Below are 16422 nucleotides of genomic sequence, written 5' to 3' on the forward strand. Positions count from 1 at the left end.
ACCTTTTGTGTTTTTTTGAATCTTTAAATTAAACCAAGTTAGAACAAATGAAAAAAATAGTAGCAATTTTAGGTTTATTTTTTATTTTATCTTCATGTAGTGTGAATGAAGACGCTAATTTTAGACTAACACTTTTACCAATTGAATCTGTTGAGGTTCCTGATCAGTTTCAGTTGGGGCAAACCTATGAAATTACCTATAGATATTATAAACCAACATCATGTTATGCAAGTGATGGAGTTCATTATGATAGTTATTTAAACGAAAGAACTTTTGCAGTAAGGAATCTTTATAGAGAAAGATCTTCTTGTGTTCCTACAAATGAGGTTTTGGTTGAGGAAACGTTTCAATTTTATGTTACAAGTAATGGTAGTTATATTTTTAAATTTTGGAATGGAATCAACGACAATGGAGAATATGTTTTTCTAGAATATGAAATTCCTGTTGTAAACTAAATAAAATTTCATCTTGAATCTTGAGCAACTTATACATGAATGCTGCAAAAATAACACTAAAGCACAAGAGCAAATTTATCGCTTACTAGCGCCTAAATTGTTTTCCGTGTGTTTAAAGTATTCACGTAATCATGAAGAAGCTAAAGATAATTTACAAGAGAGTTTTTTAATCATTTTTGACAAAATAAAGCAATTTAACAGAATTGGTTCTTTTGAAGGCTGGGCTAAACGAATTGTAATCAATTATGTTTTACAACAATACAGAAAACAAAGTGTTTTTGAAATTGTTTCAGAGAAAATTCCAGCCGATGAAGAGATTGAAATTGATGATGATTTAATAAGTATTGAGTTTTTAACTAAAATCATTCAAGAATTGCCTGATCGTTATCGCTTGGTCTTTAATTTATACGTTTTAGATGGATATTCACATAAGGAGATTGCTGACATGTTAGCAATTTCAATTGGAACATCAAAATCAAATTTAGCAAGAGCAAAGGCTATTCTAAAAAGTAAAATTGAACTCAACAATACCTTAGAGGTAAAAAAAAGTAAATGAAAGAGAATAAAAACATAGAAAGATTATTTCAAGAGAAATTCAAAGATTTTGAAGTTCTTCCGCCTGAAGATTCTTGGAATTTGATTGCTAATAAGTTAAAAAAAGACAAACAAAAAAGAAGAATAGTTCCTTTCTGGTATCAATTTTCTGGTGTTGCTGCATCTTTTGTCTTACTCAGTTATTTGTCTTTTAATTTTCTAATCAATGAAAGCGAACAAGATAATCCTAATGATGAGAAAAACATTTCGCTAGAGATTAATAGTTTAAAGTCAAATGAAAAAACTAAAGAAACTAATGATTACGAAGAAGAAGTTCTAGTTTTTGACACAAAAAAACAATCTAACGAAAAAGGCTTAGTTGAAATTTTAGAAACAAATCAAAAAAATGCTATAATTGTTTCAAGAGATGATAATCAAAAAAGCGCAAACAGAAAATTAAATAATAAAAAACACCATGTTAACAAAGCTACTTTTAATAAAATAAGCAGTTCTGTTTCAAATAAGGACAACATAATAGTTTCAACTTCTAATACTAATAAAAAACACAAAGAAGCAAAATTAGGTTCAAATAAAAATGCTATAGAATCAACTTTTTTAATTGATAATTTATCTGAAAATAATATTTCTAAAATTAATAACAATCAAAATAGAGATTCTAGTTTTACAAATCAGGTTTTGGTTTTTGTAGACGAAACTGTTTCACAAGATAGTATTGTTTTGGTTCAGATTTCTGAAGATATTAATCCGTTAGAAAAATTGTTAAAAGAAAAAGAACTTGGGAAGAATGCTAATGAAAAAGAAAACACAAGTAAATGGGCGATAAGTTCCCAAGTATCGCCTATTTATTTTAATACTGTTTCTCGTGGCTCATCACTTGGGGAGCAATTTATGGAAAATTCTAAAAGCTTTGTAAATTCAACTAGTTATGGAGTAGGAGCTTCTTATGAGTTATCTAATAGAATAACGTTACGATCAGGAGTAAATTCTTTAGCTTTTGGATATGACACAAATGAAGTAATTTATGACATGTCTTTAAGGAATATTGATAATTCGTCTTCATATATCACAACGAGTTCAAGTTATTCAAATGTAGTCTTGAAATCCAAGTTTTCAAGTCCTGGGTTAATGACCGATGTAGGAAATTTTAAAGAAGAAAATATAGGTTCTTTGAGACAAAATATAAGTTATATTGAAGTGCCTATGGAGTTGATTTATAAAGTACTAGACAAGAAATTTGGGATTTCATTAATTGGGGGTATGAGTACTTTATTTTTAAATGACAACTCTGTTTCCCTTGTAGCGGAAGGCGTGCAAATTGAAATAGGTAAAGCAAACAACTTAAACGAATTACATTTCAGTAGTAACTTCGGTTTGGGTTTTAAATATACGTTTTGGAAATCATTCAATGCTAATTTCCAGCCTATGCTTAAATACCAAATCAATCCCTTTAGTGAAAATGCCGGTAATTTCAAACCCTATTTTATTGGTTTGTATTCTGGTATAAGTTATCAATTTTAATAAGCTTTGTTGGTTAAGCTTATTTAGTTAAGTTATCGGTTTGTTCCGAAACAAAAAAAAGTCCTTAATTGCCAAGGACTTTTTTATTTTTAATACTTCAAATCTTTTAAAATAACATTTCTTGCTTGTTCTTTTATTTGGTTTTTATCTTCCAATGTTAAACCTTTTGTTGTGATAAACGGATGAACCTTAACACGCATTCTACCGGGTTTTCCACTAAAAAAAGTAAACGAAAAACGTTTTTTGTTATCAATAAAACTCATAGGAACAATCGGGATTTGATGTTCAATTGCCAATCGAAAAGCACCATCTTTAAATTGATCTAAAATAACGCTCTCATCGTCGGGAACGCCACCTTCTGGAAAAATACAAATACTCAATCCTTGATGCAAGCGTTGTTGAGCCAATTCAAAGACTTTATATCTACTTTTGCTACTGCTTCTATCAACTAAAATACAAACCCGTTTATAAAAAAATCCAAAAATCGGAATCTTTGCTAATTCTTTTTTTCCCACAAAAACAAACGGATTGTTTTTTACCACGACCAACATCAACATAATGTCTGTCATCGAAGTGTGATTGGCAATCAACATATAACTTTGACCTTTTTCTAGCTTTTCATCCCAATCTATTCTATAATAAAATCCCATTCCCCAAAGTACAAATTTTGCCCAAAAACGAGCCACTTTATAAAATTGTGGATACGTTTTTTCCGAAATTACCAAAACCAATAAAATTGGAGCTAAAACTATAATCGGAAGTAAAACCAAAAGATAAAACCAAATACGATAAAAAAAGGTGATAGGATATTTTAAAAATTTCATGAATCAGATTTGTTTGTTTTTCAAAAGTAAGCAATTTAATAATACTTAGAACTACTACTACACACTTCACACTTTGTACTTTAAACTTTCTACTTTTTGCTTTACATTTGCAATTCAGAATAACACTTAAAACTTTGCGAAGCCTTGCGAAATAACTTTGCTGCTTTGCGTTAAAAAACAACCATGGCAAAAATTTTAACTGGAGTACAAAGTACAGGAACACCACATTTAGGAAATTTATTAGGAGCAATTTTACCAGCAATCGAAATGGCAAATAATCCTAAAAACGAGTCTTTTTTATTCATTGCTGATTTGCATTCGATTACGCAAGTCAAAAATGGAGCAGAATTGAGACAAAACACGTATAGCGTTGCAGCTGCTTGGTTGGCTTGTGGTTTAGATACTAAAAAAGTAACGTTTTATCGCCAATCAGATGTTCCTCAAACAGCGGAATTATCCTGGTATTTGAGTTGTTTTTTTCCTTACCAAAGGTTAACGTTAGCGCATTCGTTCAAAGATAAAGCCGATAGATTAGAGGATGTAAACGCTGGTTTGTTTACTTATCCAATGCTAATGGCTGCGGATATTTTATTGTACGATGCCGAATTTGTTCCCGTTGGAAAAGACCAATTACAACATTTGGAAATCACGCGTGATGTAGCGTCAAGATTCAACCACCAAATGGGCGAAACTTTTGTGTTGCCAGAAGCAAAAATTGACGACAATGTCATGATTATTCCAGGAACAGACGGACAAAAAATGAGCAAATCACGTAATAACTTCATCAATATTTTCGTTGACGATAAGTCATTGCGCAAGCAAATCATGGGCATCCAAACCGATAGCACGCCATTAGAAGATCCAAAAAATCCTGATTCGTGTAATTGTTTTGCTTTGTATCGTTTATTGGCAACTCCAGAAGCTGTGGCAACTATGAAGCAAAATTATTTGGCTGGTGGTTACGGTTACGGTCATGCAAAACAAGCGTTATTCGAATTAATTGTAGAAAAATTTGCCACCGAAAGAGAAAAATACAATTACTACATCAACAACTTGGAAGAAGTAGATAAGTTATTATTAGAAGGAGCAACAAAAGCAAGTGCTGTAGCTAATGGTGTTTTGAAAAGAGTTCGAGAGAAGTTGGGATATTAAGAAAGTGTAAAGTTTAAAATACAAAATAAAACCTCAAAGTTTAGATGTCTAAGTTTTGAGGTTTTTAATTAAAATTGAAATACTTTCAACTTCTAATAATCATCCTTTATTATTCCTTTTAAAATCCATTTGTCATTTTTTCTTATCGAGACTATTTTAAAATTATATACGACACAACCTCCTTTAGTTAAATTAAAAAATGCTTTGTCTTTAGTCTTATTAATAACTACTCTTGAAATCGAAACAATTGTATGTTCATCGTGATTGTGATTGCTTGTTAAATGAGGTAAAAATTCTGAACTGTAAAGGTTTATTAATAAAGTTGAATTTTTAACTTCATTTTTATTTATTTGTCTGAAATCAATTGTGTCAAAAATTGGTTTAAAATCATTAAAATGTTTTGGAAACACATTTTTATAATACCTGAAATCAATTCCTCTAAGAGTGTCAATAATTCCAATTCTATACTTATATTTTTGTTTTGCTAACTTTTTTGTTTTCTCTTTTTCAGCACTAACTAATTTAAAAAATTCGTCATTAGAAGAAGCTTTATAATCTTCATTTCGAAGACTATCGGGCGGTGGTGGAGGCGGTGGAATAAATAAACTTCCAATCTCGGGTATCACTTCCGGCAACACATCACACAAAACTTCTGCTTCTAATGCTTCATAGGTTTTTTCTTTCTCTGTGCAAGAAAGTAATAGAATTGAAATTAATAAAAGTGTAAAACAGTTTTTCATGCCAATACGTAATCAAAAATAAAGCCAACAAAACCTGTAAGTTTGGATTCTTACAGGTTTTGTTGTGGTTGTTTTACCAAATTTTCACTCGATCTTCTGGTTTTAAATACATTCCGTTATTAGGTTGAATGTTGAACGCTTTGTAGAACGCTTCCACATTTTGTAACGGCACATAAGCACGGTACATTCCTGGTGAATGTGGGTCAGTCTTTACTTGATTTTTAATCGCTTCATCACGCATTTTACTTCTCCAAATGGTTGCCCAAGAAATAAAGAAGCGTTGGTCAGGAGTAAATCCGTCGATTAAACCTGGGTTTCCATTTTCTTTCAAATAGATTTGTAATCCGTCAAATGCAGCGTTAACACCACCTAAATCTCCAATATTTTCTCCTAAAGTAAATTTTCCATCAACAAAAATTCCAGGTAATGGCTCTAAAGCTGAATATTGATCCGCTAAGGCACTTCCTAATGTAGTGAATTGTTTCAAATCTTCATCACTCCACCAGTTTACTAAATTTCCATCAGCATTATATCTAGAACCTGAATCATCAAATCCGTGTGAAATTTCGTGACCAATTACTGCTCCAATTCCACCATAATTTACTGCTTCATCTGCTTTGTAATCATAGAAAGGAGGTTGAAGAATTGCCGCTGGGAATACAATTTCGTTGTTTGTTGGACTGAAATACGCATTTACCGTTTGAGGCGCCATTCCCCATTCTTCTTTATCAACTGGTTTTCCGATTTTTTCAATGTTTTTCTTGTGACTCCATCTTGCATACATTCTTGAATTTTCAAAATAGGTTCCGCCTTGTTCTGGCGACTTCATTGTTAAAGCAGAGTAGTCTTTCCATTTATCAGGATATCCAATTTTCACTCGGAATTTATTCAATTTTATTTTAGCATTTTCCTTAGTGGCTTTGGTCATCCAAGGTAAGTTATCGATTCTGTTATCGAAAGCTTTCATCACGTTAGCAATCATAGCTTGTGCTTTTTCTTTTGCTTCTGGCGGGAATTTTTTTGCTACATAAAGCTTTCCTAGTGCTTCACCTAATCTTCCATTAACCGTTGCTAAAGCTCTTTCTTCCGCTGGGCGTTGTTTTACTGCTCCAGTTAAGGTTTTTCCGTAGAAATCAAAATTAGCATTTTCAATATCGGTTGATAATAATCCTGCCGAACCTCTTAAAGCAGTCCAACGCATATACGCTTTCCAATCTTCTACTTGGTTGTCTTTCAAAATAGTTTCAACTGCTTGTAAATATTTGGGTTGTGATACTACCAATGAATCTACTTTTCCAATGCCAACAGTCTGAAAATAAGAATCCCATTTTACGGTTGGAGCTAATTTTTGTAAATCAGCAAAACTCATTGGATTGTAGGTTTTTCTTCTATCTCTACGCTCAACACGATCTAAAGTAGCTATTGACATTTTAGTTTCTAAAGCTAAAATTTTCTTTGCATTGGCATTTGCAGTAGCTTCATTTTCACCGATGAATTGTAGCATTCTGGTCACATGAGCTACATATTTTTCGCGTTTTTCTTTGTTATCTGGCGCATCAGAAACGTAATAATCTCTATCTGGTAAACCTAGACTTCCAGTTCCCACATAAATTACGTTTTTGTTGCTGTTTTTAGCATCCGCACCAATGTAACTTCCAAAGAAGCCTAATCCCATTTCGGGTTCCATTTCGGCTAATAATGCTACTAATTCATTGGCATTTTTAACCGCATTAATTTTAGCTAGATAAGGTTTTAAAGGTTCAATTCCTTGTTTGTTTCTGTTTACAGTATCCAAAACAGATTTGTACAAACTAATTGCTTTTGCTTGGTCAGAATTTGGATCGATGGTTTTGTCGTTTATGGCTTCTTTCAAAATAGCCATTACATCGTCGTCGGTATTTTTACGAAGCTCGTCAAAACTTCCCCAACGCGTTCTGTCGGCTGGGATTTCGGTTTTATCTAGCCAAGTTCCATTTACGAAACGGTTAAAATCGTCAGCAGGATTTACGGATTTATCCATAAAATTGGTGTTTATTCCAATTCCTTTTTGTACGGAAGGAGTAGTTGTAACAACTTCATTTTGCGATTTACAGCCATAAAGAGCCAAAGCAAAAGTAGCCACAAACAAACCTCCATTAATGATTTTTCTTTTCATTTTTTGGTAATTTTTTAAGGGTTTATACAAATATAACTTTTTGTTATACGTATTAAAAACTAAAACTATTCTTTAACAATACGTTTAACACTATTTTGTCCGTTGGCACTAATTTTAATAAAGTAAATACCTTGAGCAACTGCACTTAAATCAATATTCGTTTGAAAATTGGTAACTGAAATTGCATTTTTCTTCATAATTAATTTACCCATTACATCATACACTTCGATAGTTTCTGGTTTTAAATTACCTAATGAAATATTAAAAATTCCTTTAGAAGGGTTTGGGTAAACCACTACATTTTGCAATTCAAAATTCTGAGAAGACAATGTTCCATTAATTAGGAAATTATCAATATTTATACCTGGTCTGTTAACTGATTCATCCGAATGAAATACAAATCTAAAAATCACATTTGTTTCGCTATTGAGAACGTTCAATGGATAAGAATATGTGTTGTTTGTTGTATTCGCTCCTGTCCATTGAGCACCTGGACAATTATAACAATCACTTCCAGGCGTTCTGCTGCTGTTATACCAACCTGCGCCAGCAGTTCCTAAAACTGACCAATTGGCACCAAAATCTGTAGAATATTCCACATAAATAACATCCCAATTTAACTCCAAATCAAATTTCATCGAAAAGCTAATTTGTGGGTTAATAACATTAGACAAATTATAACATTGTGATACCAAATAAGACTTTCTGTTATCTGGATAATTACCAGATAAATTAGTAGTATAAACCGTATTTCCTGCAGAATCCATGGAACCTCCAGAACGTATTCCTCTAACCCATTGCGAAGTTGATAGGCTTCCATCGTTATAAGAAATTAATGCATCAGTAGTATTTGTAAACGGATTTACCACACCAATTGTTCCATTATCATTAACAAAAATAGTCTTGGATAGTGAATTATTGGAAGCAAAAGCATCGTTTGGAATTGTTGAAGTTACATTTAGCTCATAAACACCTCTGTTTAAAGTTAATTCCGGTAAATCAATTATTGCTGTATTTGTTGAAGTAATTGTTCCGTTCCATGTAAATGAATTTGTTGTGCCATCTATTGTGTAAGAAACGTCAACCGCGTTTATTGTATTTACGCCATTATTTTTTACTTCAATTTGAGGGGTAACATTTCCACAATCAATTAATGCTCCTACCGCTTGAATTTGCATTATTTTAATGTCGTCTGAAGCTAATTGAACTGGAATATCGGTTTGCCAAACACCACGACCATAAGTTGCGGCAATAAGTTTTGCATCTTCAACATTGATTTCTAAATCTTCAACGGAAACATTGGGTAGATTAGTGTCAAACACCTCCCACGTAGTCATGGTATCATCTAAATAATAAACTCCTAAACTAGTTCCAACATACAAAGGATTATCGGAATGTTGAGGTTGGTGAACTATAATGTTCTTACCAATATTTGGAATTCCAGTAGTAATATTTGTGAACGCAATTCCTCCATTTATAGATTTTAATACACGTCCTCCAGTTCCAGCTGTTGTTAAGTATACAATTTGATTATTGGTGTGATTGACTTCAATGGAGGAAATAGCTGCGTGAGCGGTATAGATTAAATTGAAATTTATTCCTCTGTCTGTACTTTTATACAAACCAGAACCATTAGAGACATAAATGGTGTTGTCATCTGTTGGGTCAATTTCTATATAGTCAATATTTCCGGAACCAACTGGAGTACTACTTTGTTGTTGCCAAGCATTACTATTCAAAATATACAAATATTGATAACCTGCAAAAATTTCACCTACACTATTTGAAACTAAAGGAGTAACCCAATTCCCGTTTTCAGAAGCAGGAGACGATACAGAGCCTGTTCTAGAATTTCCTCCATTATTTGAAATATATAAAGTTCCCCCAAATTGAATGAATCCATAATATAGGTTTTGATTATTTGGGTCAATGGCAGTATCCATTCCATCAGCACCATAATAATTTTTCCATGCACCTCCACTGTATGCATAACCACCGTTGTCTTGCAAACCGCCAACCATATTCCCAGCAGATTGTTTAGAAACGGCAATTTTATAATACTGACTAATTTGAGCGGTTTCAGTTAAGTCGGTAAAATTAGCACCTCCATTTTGTGAAACATAAATACCACCATCACTTCCACAGTAAAACTTTCCTGCTTGAAATCCTAAATAATGAATATCTGCATGAGGGTAAGAAGGACTTGCTGGAGCACTCCAGCTATTTAATCTTGTAAAATTAGTTCCGCCATTAGTAGATTTCCAAACATTTAAACAGCCAGTATAAACCTCTTCTGCATTAACATCAGATACTGCAATTGCTAAATCAAACCATGCTTGGGAAGATTCTAAAACATTCGTTGTAGTGTTTCTTGAAACAAATGAATTTCCACTATCCGTTGATCTAAATACACCTTGATAAGAAAAATTTGGTGAAGTACCTGCACTCAAAACATAAACATAATCAGCATTTGCTGGTGTAACATCCATAACTAATCTTCCAGAAGATGCTGGTAAACCAGTAGAAACTATTGTAAAAGAATCTCCGCCATTTGTAGATCTAAAAAACGTATTTGTTGTAACTGCGTAAACAGTATTTGGATCATTTGGTTTCAATCTAATGTTTCCTTGTGAAAAATTTCCAGTTTGTACAACTGTCCAGTTGGCTCCAGCATTGGTCGTTTTATACAAACCAATACTCGTGGCGCACCATAAAATTTGGTTGTTAGTTGGGTGCATAATAATATCACCTGCTCTTCTATTGGTTCCAGTTAATGTTAAACCAGTTGTGTTCCAAGTAATTCCTCCATCCGTAGATTTCAAAACTCCAATAGAATAAGAATCTAATGCGTCTTTATCACCAGTAGCAATATAAATTACGTTTGAGTTTGTATGATCGATTGCAATTCCAGAGACTCCAATTTGAGGCAAATAATCAGATAAAGGATTCCAATTTATGCCGGCATCAGTAGATTTCCAAATTCCTCCAGCTGGAGCACCTAAATATAGAGTATTAGAATTTGATGGATCAACCGCAACAATATTCACTCTTCCTTGACCAGAAGACCAAGAACCCGTATTGGTATGACTAAATGGCCCAACAGGCTGCCAATTACTTGGAGGAGTTGCAAAAGTTGTATTACGCGATTGCTTTGAAGCATTCTTTTGATTCCATGCAGCCCATAGTTCTTCAGGAGAAATTAAATAACCTTGTTCGTTAACTTTATTTGTCCAATGATATTCCCAACGCTTGTATGGATTATGACCTGAACCTCTAACCGTTCTATCTCTGGTTTCCCAATAAGAATTAAAAGCAGCTGATATCTCATGAATAGTTAATTCTTCTCCTTTCCTTTTTGAATTAATTTCTTCCATCCAAGGAGCAGATGAATTAAACTGTGAAAATCCAAATAAACAACTTAACAAGCTAATAATTAGGTAATTTAATTTCATAAACATTTAGGTTTAGGGACTGGAAAAGCAAATATAAATAAAATAACAATTTGAATTTTAACATTTTATAAAAAATATGTTTGCTTTTGTTTGTCTATTTTTGCAAATAAAAATGCTGTCCTTCCTAAAAAAATACAAAATCTTCCTAATTGTAATGAGTGTATTATCTGTATTTATTTTCTCAGGTATTTATACTTTATTACAACCCAAAAAAACATTACCAATTTTCACTCCTCGAGATGTAAATCCTGAATTAGTTGACACTACCATTCAACACATAGGATACAATCACACGGTTGCCGATTACAAATTTGTAAACCAAAACGGAAAAACTATCACCGAGAAAGACTACGAAGGCAAAATTTATGTAGCTGATTTTTTCTTTACTACTTGTCCAACCATTTGTCCGATTATGACCGACAATATGGTTTGGTTGCAAAATGAAATCAAAAATATGCCCAATGTGATGCTGCTATCACACACCGTAACTCCAGATATTGATAGTGTTCCTGTTTTAAAAGCTTATGCTGAAACGAAAGGTGTTTTAGACCACAAATGGAATATGGTTACTGGCGATATAAAAGATATTTTCTATATGGCAAGAACATCTTATTTGGTTGTTAAAACGGGAAATCCTTCCGAGTTATACGACATGGTGCATACTGAAAACTTTGTTTTGGTAGACCAAAAAAGAAGAATCAGAGGATTTTATGATGGAACCAATTTGGAAGAAGTCAAAAAATTATTGGAAGATATTCGATTTCTTGACCAAAAATAATTCTACTTTCTGATATTTATCATTTTCATAACTAAAATAATACCTACTTTTGTGTTTTAATTCAATCTAAATAAGGTGAACATAGCGCTAACTGAACTTAAAAAAGGCCAAAAAGCCACAATTACTGAAGTAAACATTGAAGAAATTCCATTGAAATTATTAGAAATGGGTTGTCTTCCTGGTAATGCTGTGGAACTTTTGCAAATTGCGCCATTAGGAGATCCTTATTATTTTAACATCAACGATTCTCATGTGGCTATTCGAAAAGAAACGGCAAATGAAATTCAAGTGACTCTCGAAAAATAAATCGTAACATGCCAAATTCTACCATAAAAGTTGCTTTAATTGGGAATCCTAATGTGGGAAAAACTTCTGTTTTCAATCAGTTAACAGGTTTAAATCAGCAAGTGGGAAATTACCCAGGAATTACCGTTGAAAAAAAACAAGGATTTTGTACGCTTGACGAAAATACCAAAGCAAAAATCATCGATTTACCTGGAACTTATAGTTTAAATGCGAGTTCTATTGATGAAAATGTGGTAATTGAATTATTACTAAATAAAAACGATTCGGATTTCCCAGATGTTGCCGTTGTTGTAACCGAAGTGGAAAATTTAAAACGAAATTTACTCCTTTTTACCCAAATCAAAGACCTTGAAATTCCAACTATTTTAGTCATCAATATGGCAGATAGAATGGCATTAAAAGGCATTGAATTTGATATTCCAACGCTTGAAAGAGAACTGAAAACCAAAATAGCATTGGTAAGTTCCAGAAAAAAAACAGGAATTAAAGAGTTGAAAGAATTGTTATTAAATTACAACCAAATGTCAACCGAACCTTGCTTGAATGCTTCTTCCATTGACCCAGAATATTTCGATAAGTTGCGAAAAACTTTTCCTGACCAATTGCTGTACAAACTTTGGTTAGTGATTACGCAAGATGTAAATTTCTTGAATTTGGACCGAAAAGAAATTGAAAGTAATTTCACAAAATCACATGCCGAATTGAAGCGATTGCAACAAAAAGAAACTATCAAACGTTACCAATTTATCAATGACACGCTAAAAGTTGGTCAAAAAATTGATACATCAAAAGCAACCGATTTCAGAGCGAAATTAGATGCTGTTTTAACGCATAAAATTTTTGGTTATGTCATTTTCTTCGGAATTTTACTCTTGATTTTCCAATTGTTATTCGACTGGAGTAGTATTCCAATGGAATTTATTGATCAATCATTTGCCAATTTGAGTTCGTATGCCAAACAAAATTTACCCGCTGGAGAATTAACTAATTTAATTACCGAAGGCGTTATCCCTGGAATTGGTGGTATTGTGATTTTCATTCCTCAAATTGCTTTTTTATTCTTGTTTATTTCTGTTTTGGAAGAAAGCGGTTATATGAGTCGCGTGGTTTTCTTAATGGATAAAATCATGCGTCGTTTTGGTTTGTCTGGAAAAAGTGTGGTGCCATTAATTTCGGGAACAGCTTGTGCCATTCCGGCGATTATGAGTGCGCGAAATATTGAAAATTGGAAAGAACGATTGATTACGATTTTAGTCACGCCTTTCACAACATGTTCCGCCCGACTTCCCGTTTACGCTATTTTGATTGAACTTATTATTCCAAAAACTAGAGTTGTAGGAATTTTCAGTTTACAAGGATTAAGTTTAATGATTTTGTATTTGCTAGGTTTTGGAATGGCTATTTTTTCAGCTTATTTGATGAACAAAATACTGAAAATGAAACACAAATCGTATTTTGTAGTAGAAATGCCGAGTTATAAAGTGCCACTATTTCGCAATGTAGCAATTAATGTTATTGAAAAAACCAAAGCTTTTGTTTTTGGGGCTGGAAAAATCATTTTAGCATTATCTATTATTTTATGGTTTCTAGGTTCACACGGTTATGGAGATGATTTCAAAAACGCCGAAACCATAGTAACAACCCAATTTCAAGCAGAAAACACAACTATTGACGAAGAAGCTTTGGAAGATGCCATCAATGCTTACCGACTAGAAAACTCATATATTGGTGTTCTTGGAAAAACTATTGAACCCGTAATTGCACCTTTAGGTTACGATTGGAAAATTGGGATAGCAATTATAGGTTCTTTTGCTGCAAGAGAAGTTTTCGTTGGAACTTTAGCTACCATTTATAGCGTGGGAAGTTCAGGTGAAGATGAGGAAACCATTAAGAATAAAATGGCTTCAGAAGTTCATCCTGTTACTGGAAAAAAGATATTTAATTTCGCAACGGGTATTTCTTTACTGCTTTTTTATGCTTTTGCGATGCAATGTATCTCGACTTTGGCTATTGTAAAAAAAGAAACCAATTCTTGGAAATGGCCTGCTTATCAATTGGTTATCATGAGCGGATTTGCTTACGTAGTTTCTTTGATAGCTTATCAATTGTTAAAATAAAATTTTCGTCAAAATATTTCTATTTATAATTTGTCTAAATAAAAACTAATATATATTTTTGCTCCGTAGAATTAATCTAAATAAAATGAAGCATATATTTATTAGCGCTGGTTTATTACTAAGTACTTGCGTTATTGCCCAAGACAAACAAGAATCAGAAACTACTACTGACAGTGTTAGACAACTTAAAGAAGTAGTTATTTCAGCCAACCAAATCATTGGAAGTAAATTCGAAGCAGCAAACAAAACAGGTTCAGCATCGTACATTTCAACAGAAGATTTACAAAAATTTAATTTTACAGACATTAACCGTGTGTTACGTTCGGTAACTGGAGTAAATGTGTATGAAGAAGATGGTTTTGGTTTGCGTCCAAACATCAGTTTAAGAGGAACTAATCCTGAAAGAAGTGCGAAAATTACTTTAATGGAAGACAATGTTTTAATTGCTCCAGCTCCGTACTCTGCTCCAGCGGCTTATTATGTACCATCGGTTGCTAGAATGAGCGCTGTAGAAATCTTAAAAGGAAGTAGCCAAATTCAATACGGTCCATTTACAACGGGTGGAACTATCAACTTTGTTTCTGCTCCAATTCCAACAAAAGTTAGCGGAAGTGTAATTGCCGATTATGGAAGTTTCAACACTAGTAGAAAACTAGCAACTGTTGGTGCCTCAAATGAAACTGTTGGTGCTGTAATCCAATATATGAATCTATCAACAGATGGTTTTAAAGAATTGCCAAACGGACAAAACACAGGTTTCAACAAGAACGATTTCTTAGGAAAATTCATGGTGCAATCTAAAAAAGGAAGCAAGTTTTACAACTCGTTACAGTTTAAATTCCAATATGCCGACGAAGATGCTGACGAAACTTATTTAGGTTTAACAGAAGCTGATTTCAGAGCAAATCCAAACAGAAGATACGCTGGTTCTGAAGTAGATAACATCACTACTAAAAACAACCATTTTGCCTTGACACACACTTTTAAAACAAGCGATTATTTTAGCATTACTACTACAGCTTATAGAAATGCATTCAGTAGAAATTGGTACAAACTACAAGATGTTAGAGTAGGTAGTACAAACTTAGGATTAGACGCCATTTTAGTTGATCCAATAGCTAATCAAGTAGCTTACGATTATTTAACTGGCGCAACAGATTCTCCAAATAACGCATTACGAGTAAGGGCTAACAATAGAGCGTATATGTCGCAAGGAATTCAAACTAAATTTGATTTTCATTTCTTAACAGGTGAAGTATTTCACGATTTGGAATTAGGAATTCGTTACCACAAAGATAGTGAAGATCGCTTCCAATGGAACGACGGTTATGTTATGCAAAATGGAACTATGGTCTTAACAAGCAGTGGTGTTCCAGGAACACAAGACAACAGAATTGCCTTTGCAGAAGCTCTAGCTTTACATGCTATCTACAAATTGAAATACAACGGATTAACGGTAACTCCAGGTATTCGTATGGAATCTATTGATTTGTATAACAAAAACTATGGAACAGCTGACCCAACAAGAACTGGAGGTAATATAGTTGAAAGAGATAATCATGCGAAAGTATGGTTGCCAGGAGTTGGCGCTAATTATAAGATTAACAACTATTTATCATTCTATGGTGGCGTTCACAAAGGATTTGCACCGCCAACAAACACACCAGGAACAGATACCGAAAGAAGCATCAACTATGAATTAGGAACTCGTTTCGCATATGGAAAACTTTCAGGTGAAGTAGTTGGGTATTTCAACAACTATTCAAATTTGCTAGGAAGTGATTTAGCAGCAAGTGGTGGTTCAGGAACATTAGATCAGTTCAATGCTGGTGAAGCTCATGTAAAAGGAATTGAATTGCAATTGAACTACCAAGTATTAAATGAAGGTGGAAAATTCAGATTACCAATTTCTTTTGGTTACACATTAACTGATACAGAATTCAGAAACGATTTCGGTAGCACTGGTGGTTGGGGAACAATTTCAAAAGGAGATGAAATTCCTTATATTTCTAAACACCAATTCAACGGTTCAGTTACTTTAGAGCACAATAAATTTGAAGTAAATGCAGCCGTAAGATTCAACGGAGAATTTAGAACAGAAGCTGGAAGAGGAAATATTCCAAATGAATTTGCTGTTCCAAACAATACTATTGTTGATTTAAATGCCAAATACAAATACAACAAATATTTAAGCTTAACTGGTGGAGTAAACAACTTATTTGATACTACGTATTTAGTATCTAGAGTTCCATCAGGTTTACGTCCAGGAATGCCATTTAGTGCTTCTGTTGGAATTATGGCACAGTTTTAATCGTCATGTGTTAGTTTAAAGTTAAAAAAGCAACCCAGTGTGGTTGCTTTTTGTATTTT

At 33.2% G+C, this 16422-nt stretch carries 12 protein-coding genes; 8 read left to right on the forward strand and 4 right to left on the reverse strand.

Annotation, left to right across the window (positions count from 1 at the left end):
- Positions 1–47 precede the first annotated feature (47 nt).
- Genes DPN68_RS00510 through DPN68_RS00520 form a run of 3 tightly spaced genes read left to right on the forward strand, consistent with a single transcriptional unit; the run spans position 48 to position 2528 of the window.
- Complete coding sequence (locus DPN68_RS00510; protein ID WP_113987630.1) at positions 48–455, forward strand: hypothetical protein; 408 nt, start codon at positions 48–50, stop codon at positions 453–455.
- A gap of 13 nt (positions 456–468) precedes the next feature.
- Complete coding sequence (locus DPN68_RS00515; RefSeq protein WP_113987631.1) at positions 469–1011, forward strand: RNA polymerase sigma factor; 543 nt, start codon at positions 469–471, stop codon at positions 1009–1011.
- Positions 1008–2528: a hypothetical protein gene (locus DPN68_RS00520; protein WP_113987632.1), complete on the forward strand. Its 1521-nt coding sequence runs from the start codon at positions 1008–1010 to the stop codon at positions 2526–2528. The genes DPN68_RS00515 and DPN68_RS00520 overlap by 4 nt, the downstream gene beginning before the upstream one ends.
- A gap of 89 nt (positions 2529–2617) precedes the next feature.
- On the opposite strand, the gene DPN68_RS00525 is transcribed toward DPN68_RS00520, so the two are convergent.
- Positions 2618–3352 carry a lysophospholipid acyltransferase family protein gene (locus DPN68_RS00525; protein WP_113987633.1) on the reverse strand — a complete coding sequence of 245 codons (735 nt, stop codon included), beginning with the start codon at positions 3350–3352 and terminating at the stop codon, positions 2618–2620.
- 183 nt (positions 3353–3535) lie between these two features.
- Here DPN68_RS00525 and trpS point away from each other — a divergent pair, with 183 nt between their 5' ends.
- Entirely contained in the window at positions 3536–4504 is a 969-nt protein-coding gene (gene trpS / locus DPN68_RS00530; protein WP_113987634.1) for a tryptophan--tRNA ligase, read from the forward strand.
- 92 nt (positions 4505–4596) lie between these two features.
- Here trpS and DPN68_RS00535 read toward each other — a convergent pair whose 3' ends face one another.
- The 3 genes from DPN68_RS00535 to DPN68_RS00545 form a co-directional block, all read right to left on the reverse strand.
- Positions 4597–5244, reverse strand: a complete 648-nt coding sequence (locus DPN68_RS00535; RefSeq protein ID WP_113987635.1) for a hypothetical protein — start codon at positions 5242–5244, stop codon at positions 4597–4599.
- 73 nt (positions 5245–5317) lie between these two features.
- Positions 5318–7399, reverse strand: a complete 2082-nt coding sequence (locus DPN68_RS00540; protein WP_113987636.1) for a M13 family metallopeptidase — start codon at positions 7397–7399, stop codon at positions 5318–5320.
- A 65-nt stretch (positions 7400–7464) separates the two neighbouring features.
- Positions 7465–10851: a T9SS type A sorting domain-containing protein gene (locus DPN68_RS00545; protein WP_113987849.1), complete on the reverse strand. Its 3387-nt coding sequence runs from the start codon at positions 10849–10851 to the stop codon at positions 7465–7467.
- A gap of 112 nt (positions 10852–10963) precedes the next feature.
- Here DPN68_RS00545 and DPN68_RS00550 point away from each other — a divergent pair, with 112 nt between their 5' ends.
- From DPN68_RS00550 to DPN68_RS00565, 4 genes are all read left to right on the forward strand, one after another.
- A complete protein-coding gene (locus tag DPN68_RS00550; protein ID WP_113987850.1) occupies positions 10964–11629 on the forward strand; it encodes an SCO family protein in 666 nt (221 codons plus the stop codon).
- Between the two features lie 75 nt (positions 11630–11704).
- On the forward strand, positions 11705–11935 hold the full coding sequence (locus tag DPN68_RS00555; protein WP_113987637.1) for a FeoA family protein: 231 nt from the start codon (positions 11705–11707) through the stop codon (positions 11933–11935).
- A gap of 8 nt (positions 11936–11943) precedes the next feature.
- The gene (gene feoB / locus DPN68_RS00560; RefSeq protein WP_113987638.1) at positions 11944–14052 is read left to right on the forward strand and encodes a ferrous iron transport protein B; all 2109 of its coding nucleotides are present in this window, start codon (positions 11944–11946) and stop codon (positions 14050–14052) included.
- An 85-nt stretch (positions 14053–14137) separates the two neighbouring features.
- Complete coding sequence (locus DPN68_RS00565) at positions 14138–16363, forward strand: TonB-dependent receptor family protein (protein ID WP_113987639.1); 2226 nt, start codon at positions 14138–14140, stop codon at positions 16361–16363.
- Positions 16364–16422 lie beyond the last annotated feature (59 nt).

This window comes from Flavobacterium tibetense, from assembly GCF_003293845.1.
Taxonomy (GTDB): Bacteria; Bacteroidota; Bacteroidia; order Flavobacteriales; family Flavobacteriaceae; genus Flavobacterium; species Flavobacterium tibetense.

Excerpts from the sequence above, each read along its gene's own strand:
- DPN68_RS00520 (WP_113987632.1), top strand. The coding sequence starts at position 1,008 with ATGAAAGAGAATAAAAACATAGAAAGATTATTTCAAGAGAAATTCAAA.
- DPN68_RS00525 (WP_113987633.1), bottom strand. The coding sequence starts at position 3,352 with ATGAAATTTTTAAAATATCCTATCACCTTTTTTTATCGTATTTGGTTT.
- feoB (WP_113987638.1), top strand. The coding sequence starts at position 11,944 with ATGCCAAATTCTACCATAAAAGTTGCTTTAATTGGGAATCCTAATGTG.
- DPN68_RS00510 (WP_113987630.1), top strand. The coding sequence starts at position 48 with ATGAAAAAAATAGTAGCAATTTTAGGTTTATTTTTTATTTTATCTTCA.
- DPN68_RS00540 (WP_113987636.1), bottom strand. The coding sequence starts at position 7,399 with ATGAAAAGAAAAATCATTAATGGAGGTTTGTTTGTGGCTACTTTTGCT.
- trpS (WP_113987634.1), top strand. The coding sequence starts at position 3,536 with ATGGCAAAAATTTTAACTGGAGTACAAAGTACAGGAACACCACATTTA.
- DPN68_RS00565 (WP_113987639.1), top strand. The coding sequence starts at position 14,138 with ATGAAGCATATATTTATTAGCGCTGGTTTATTACTAAGTACTTGCGTT.
- DPN68_RS00545 (WP_113987849.1), bottom strand. The coding sequence starts at position 10,851 with ATGAAATTAAATTACCTAATTATTAGCTTGTTAAGTTGTTTATTTGGA.
- DPN68_RS00550 (WP_113987850.1), top strand. The coding sequence starts at position 10,964 with ATGCTGTCCTTCCTAAAAAAATACAAAATCTTCCTAATTGTAATGAGT.
- DPN68_RS00535 (WP_113987635.1), bottom strand. The coding sequence starts at position 5,244 with ATGAAAAACTGTTTTACACTTTTATTAATTTCAATTCTATTACTTTCT.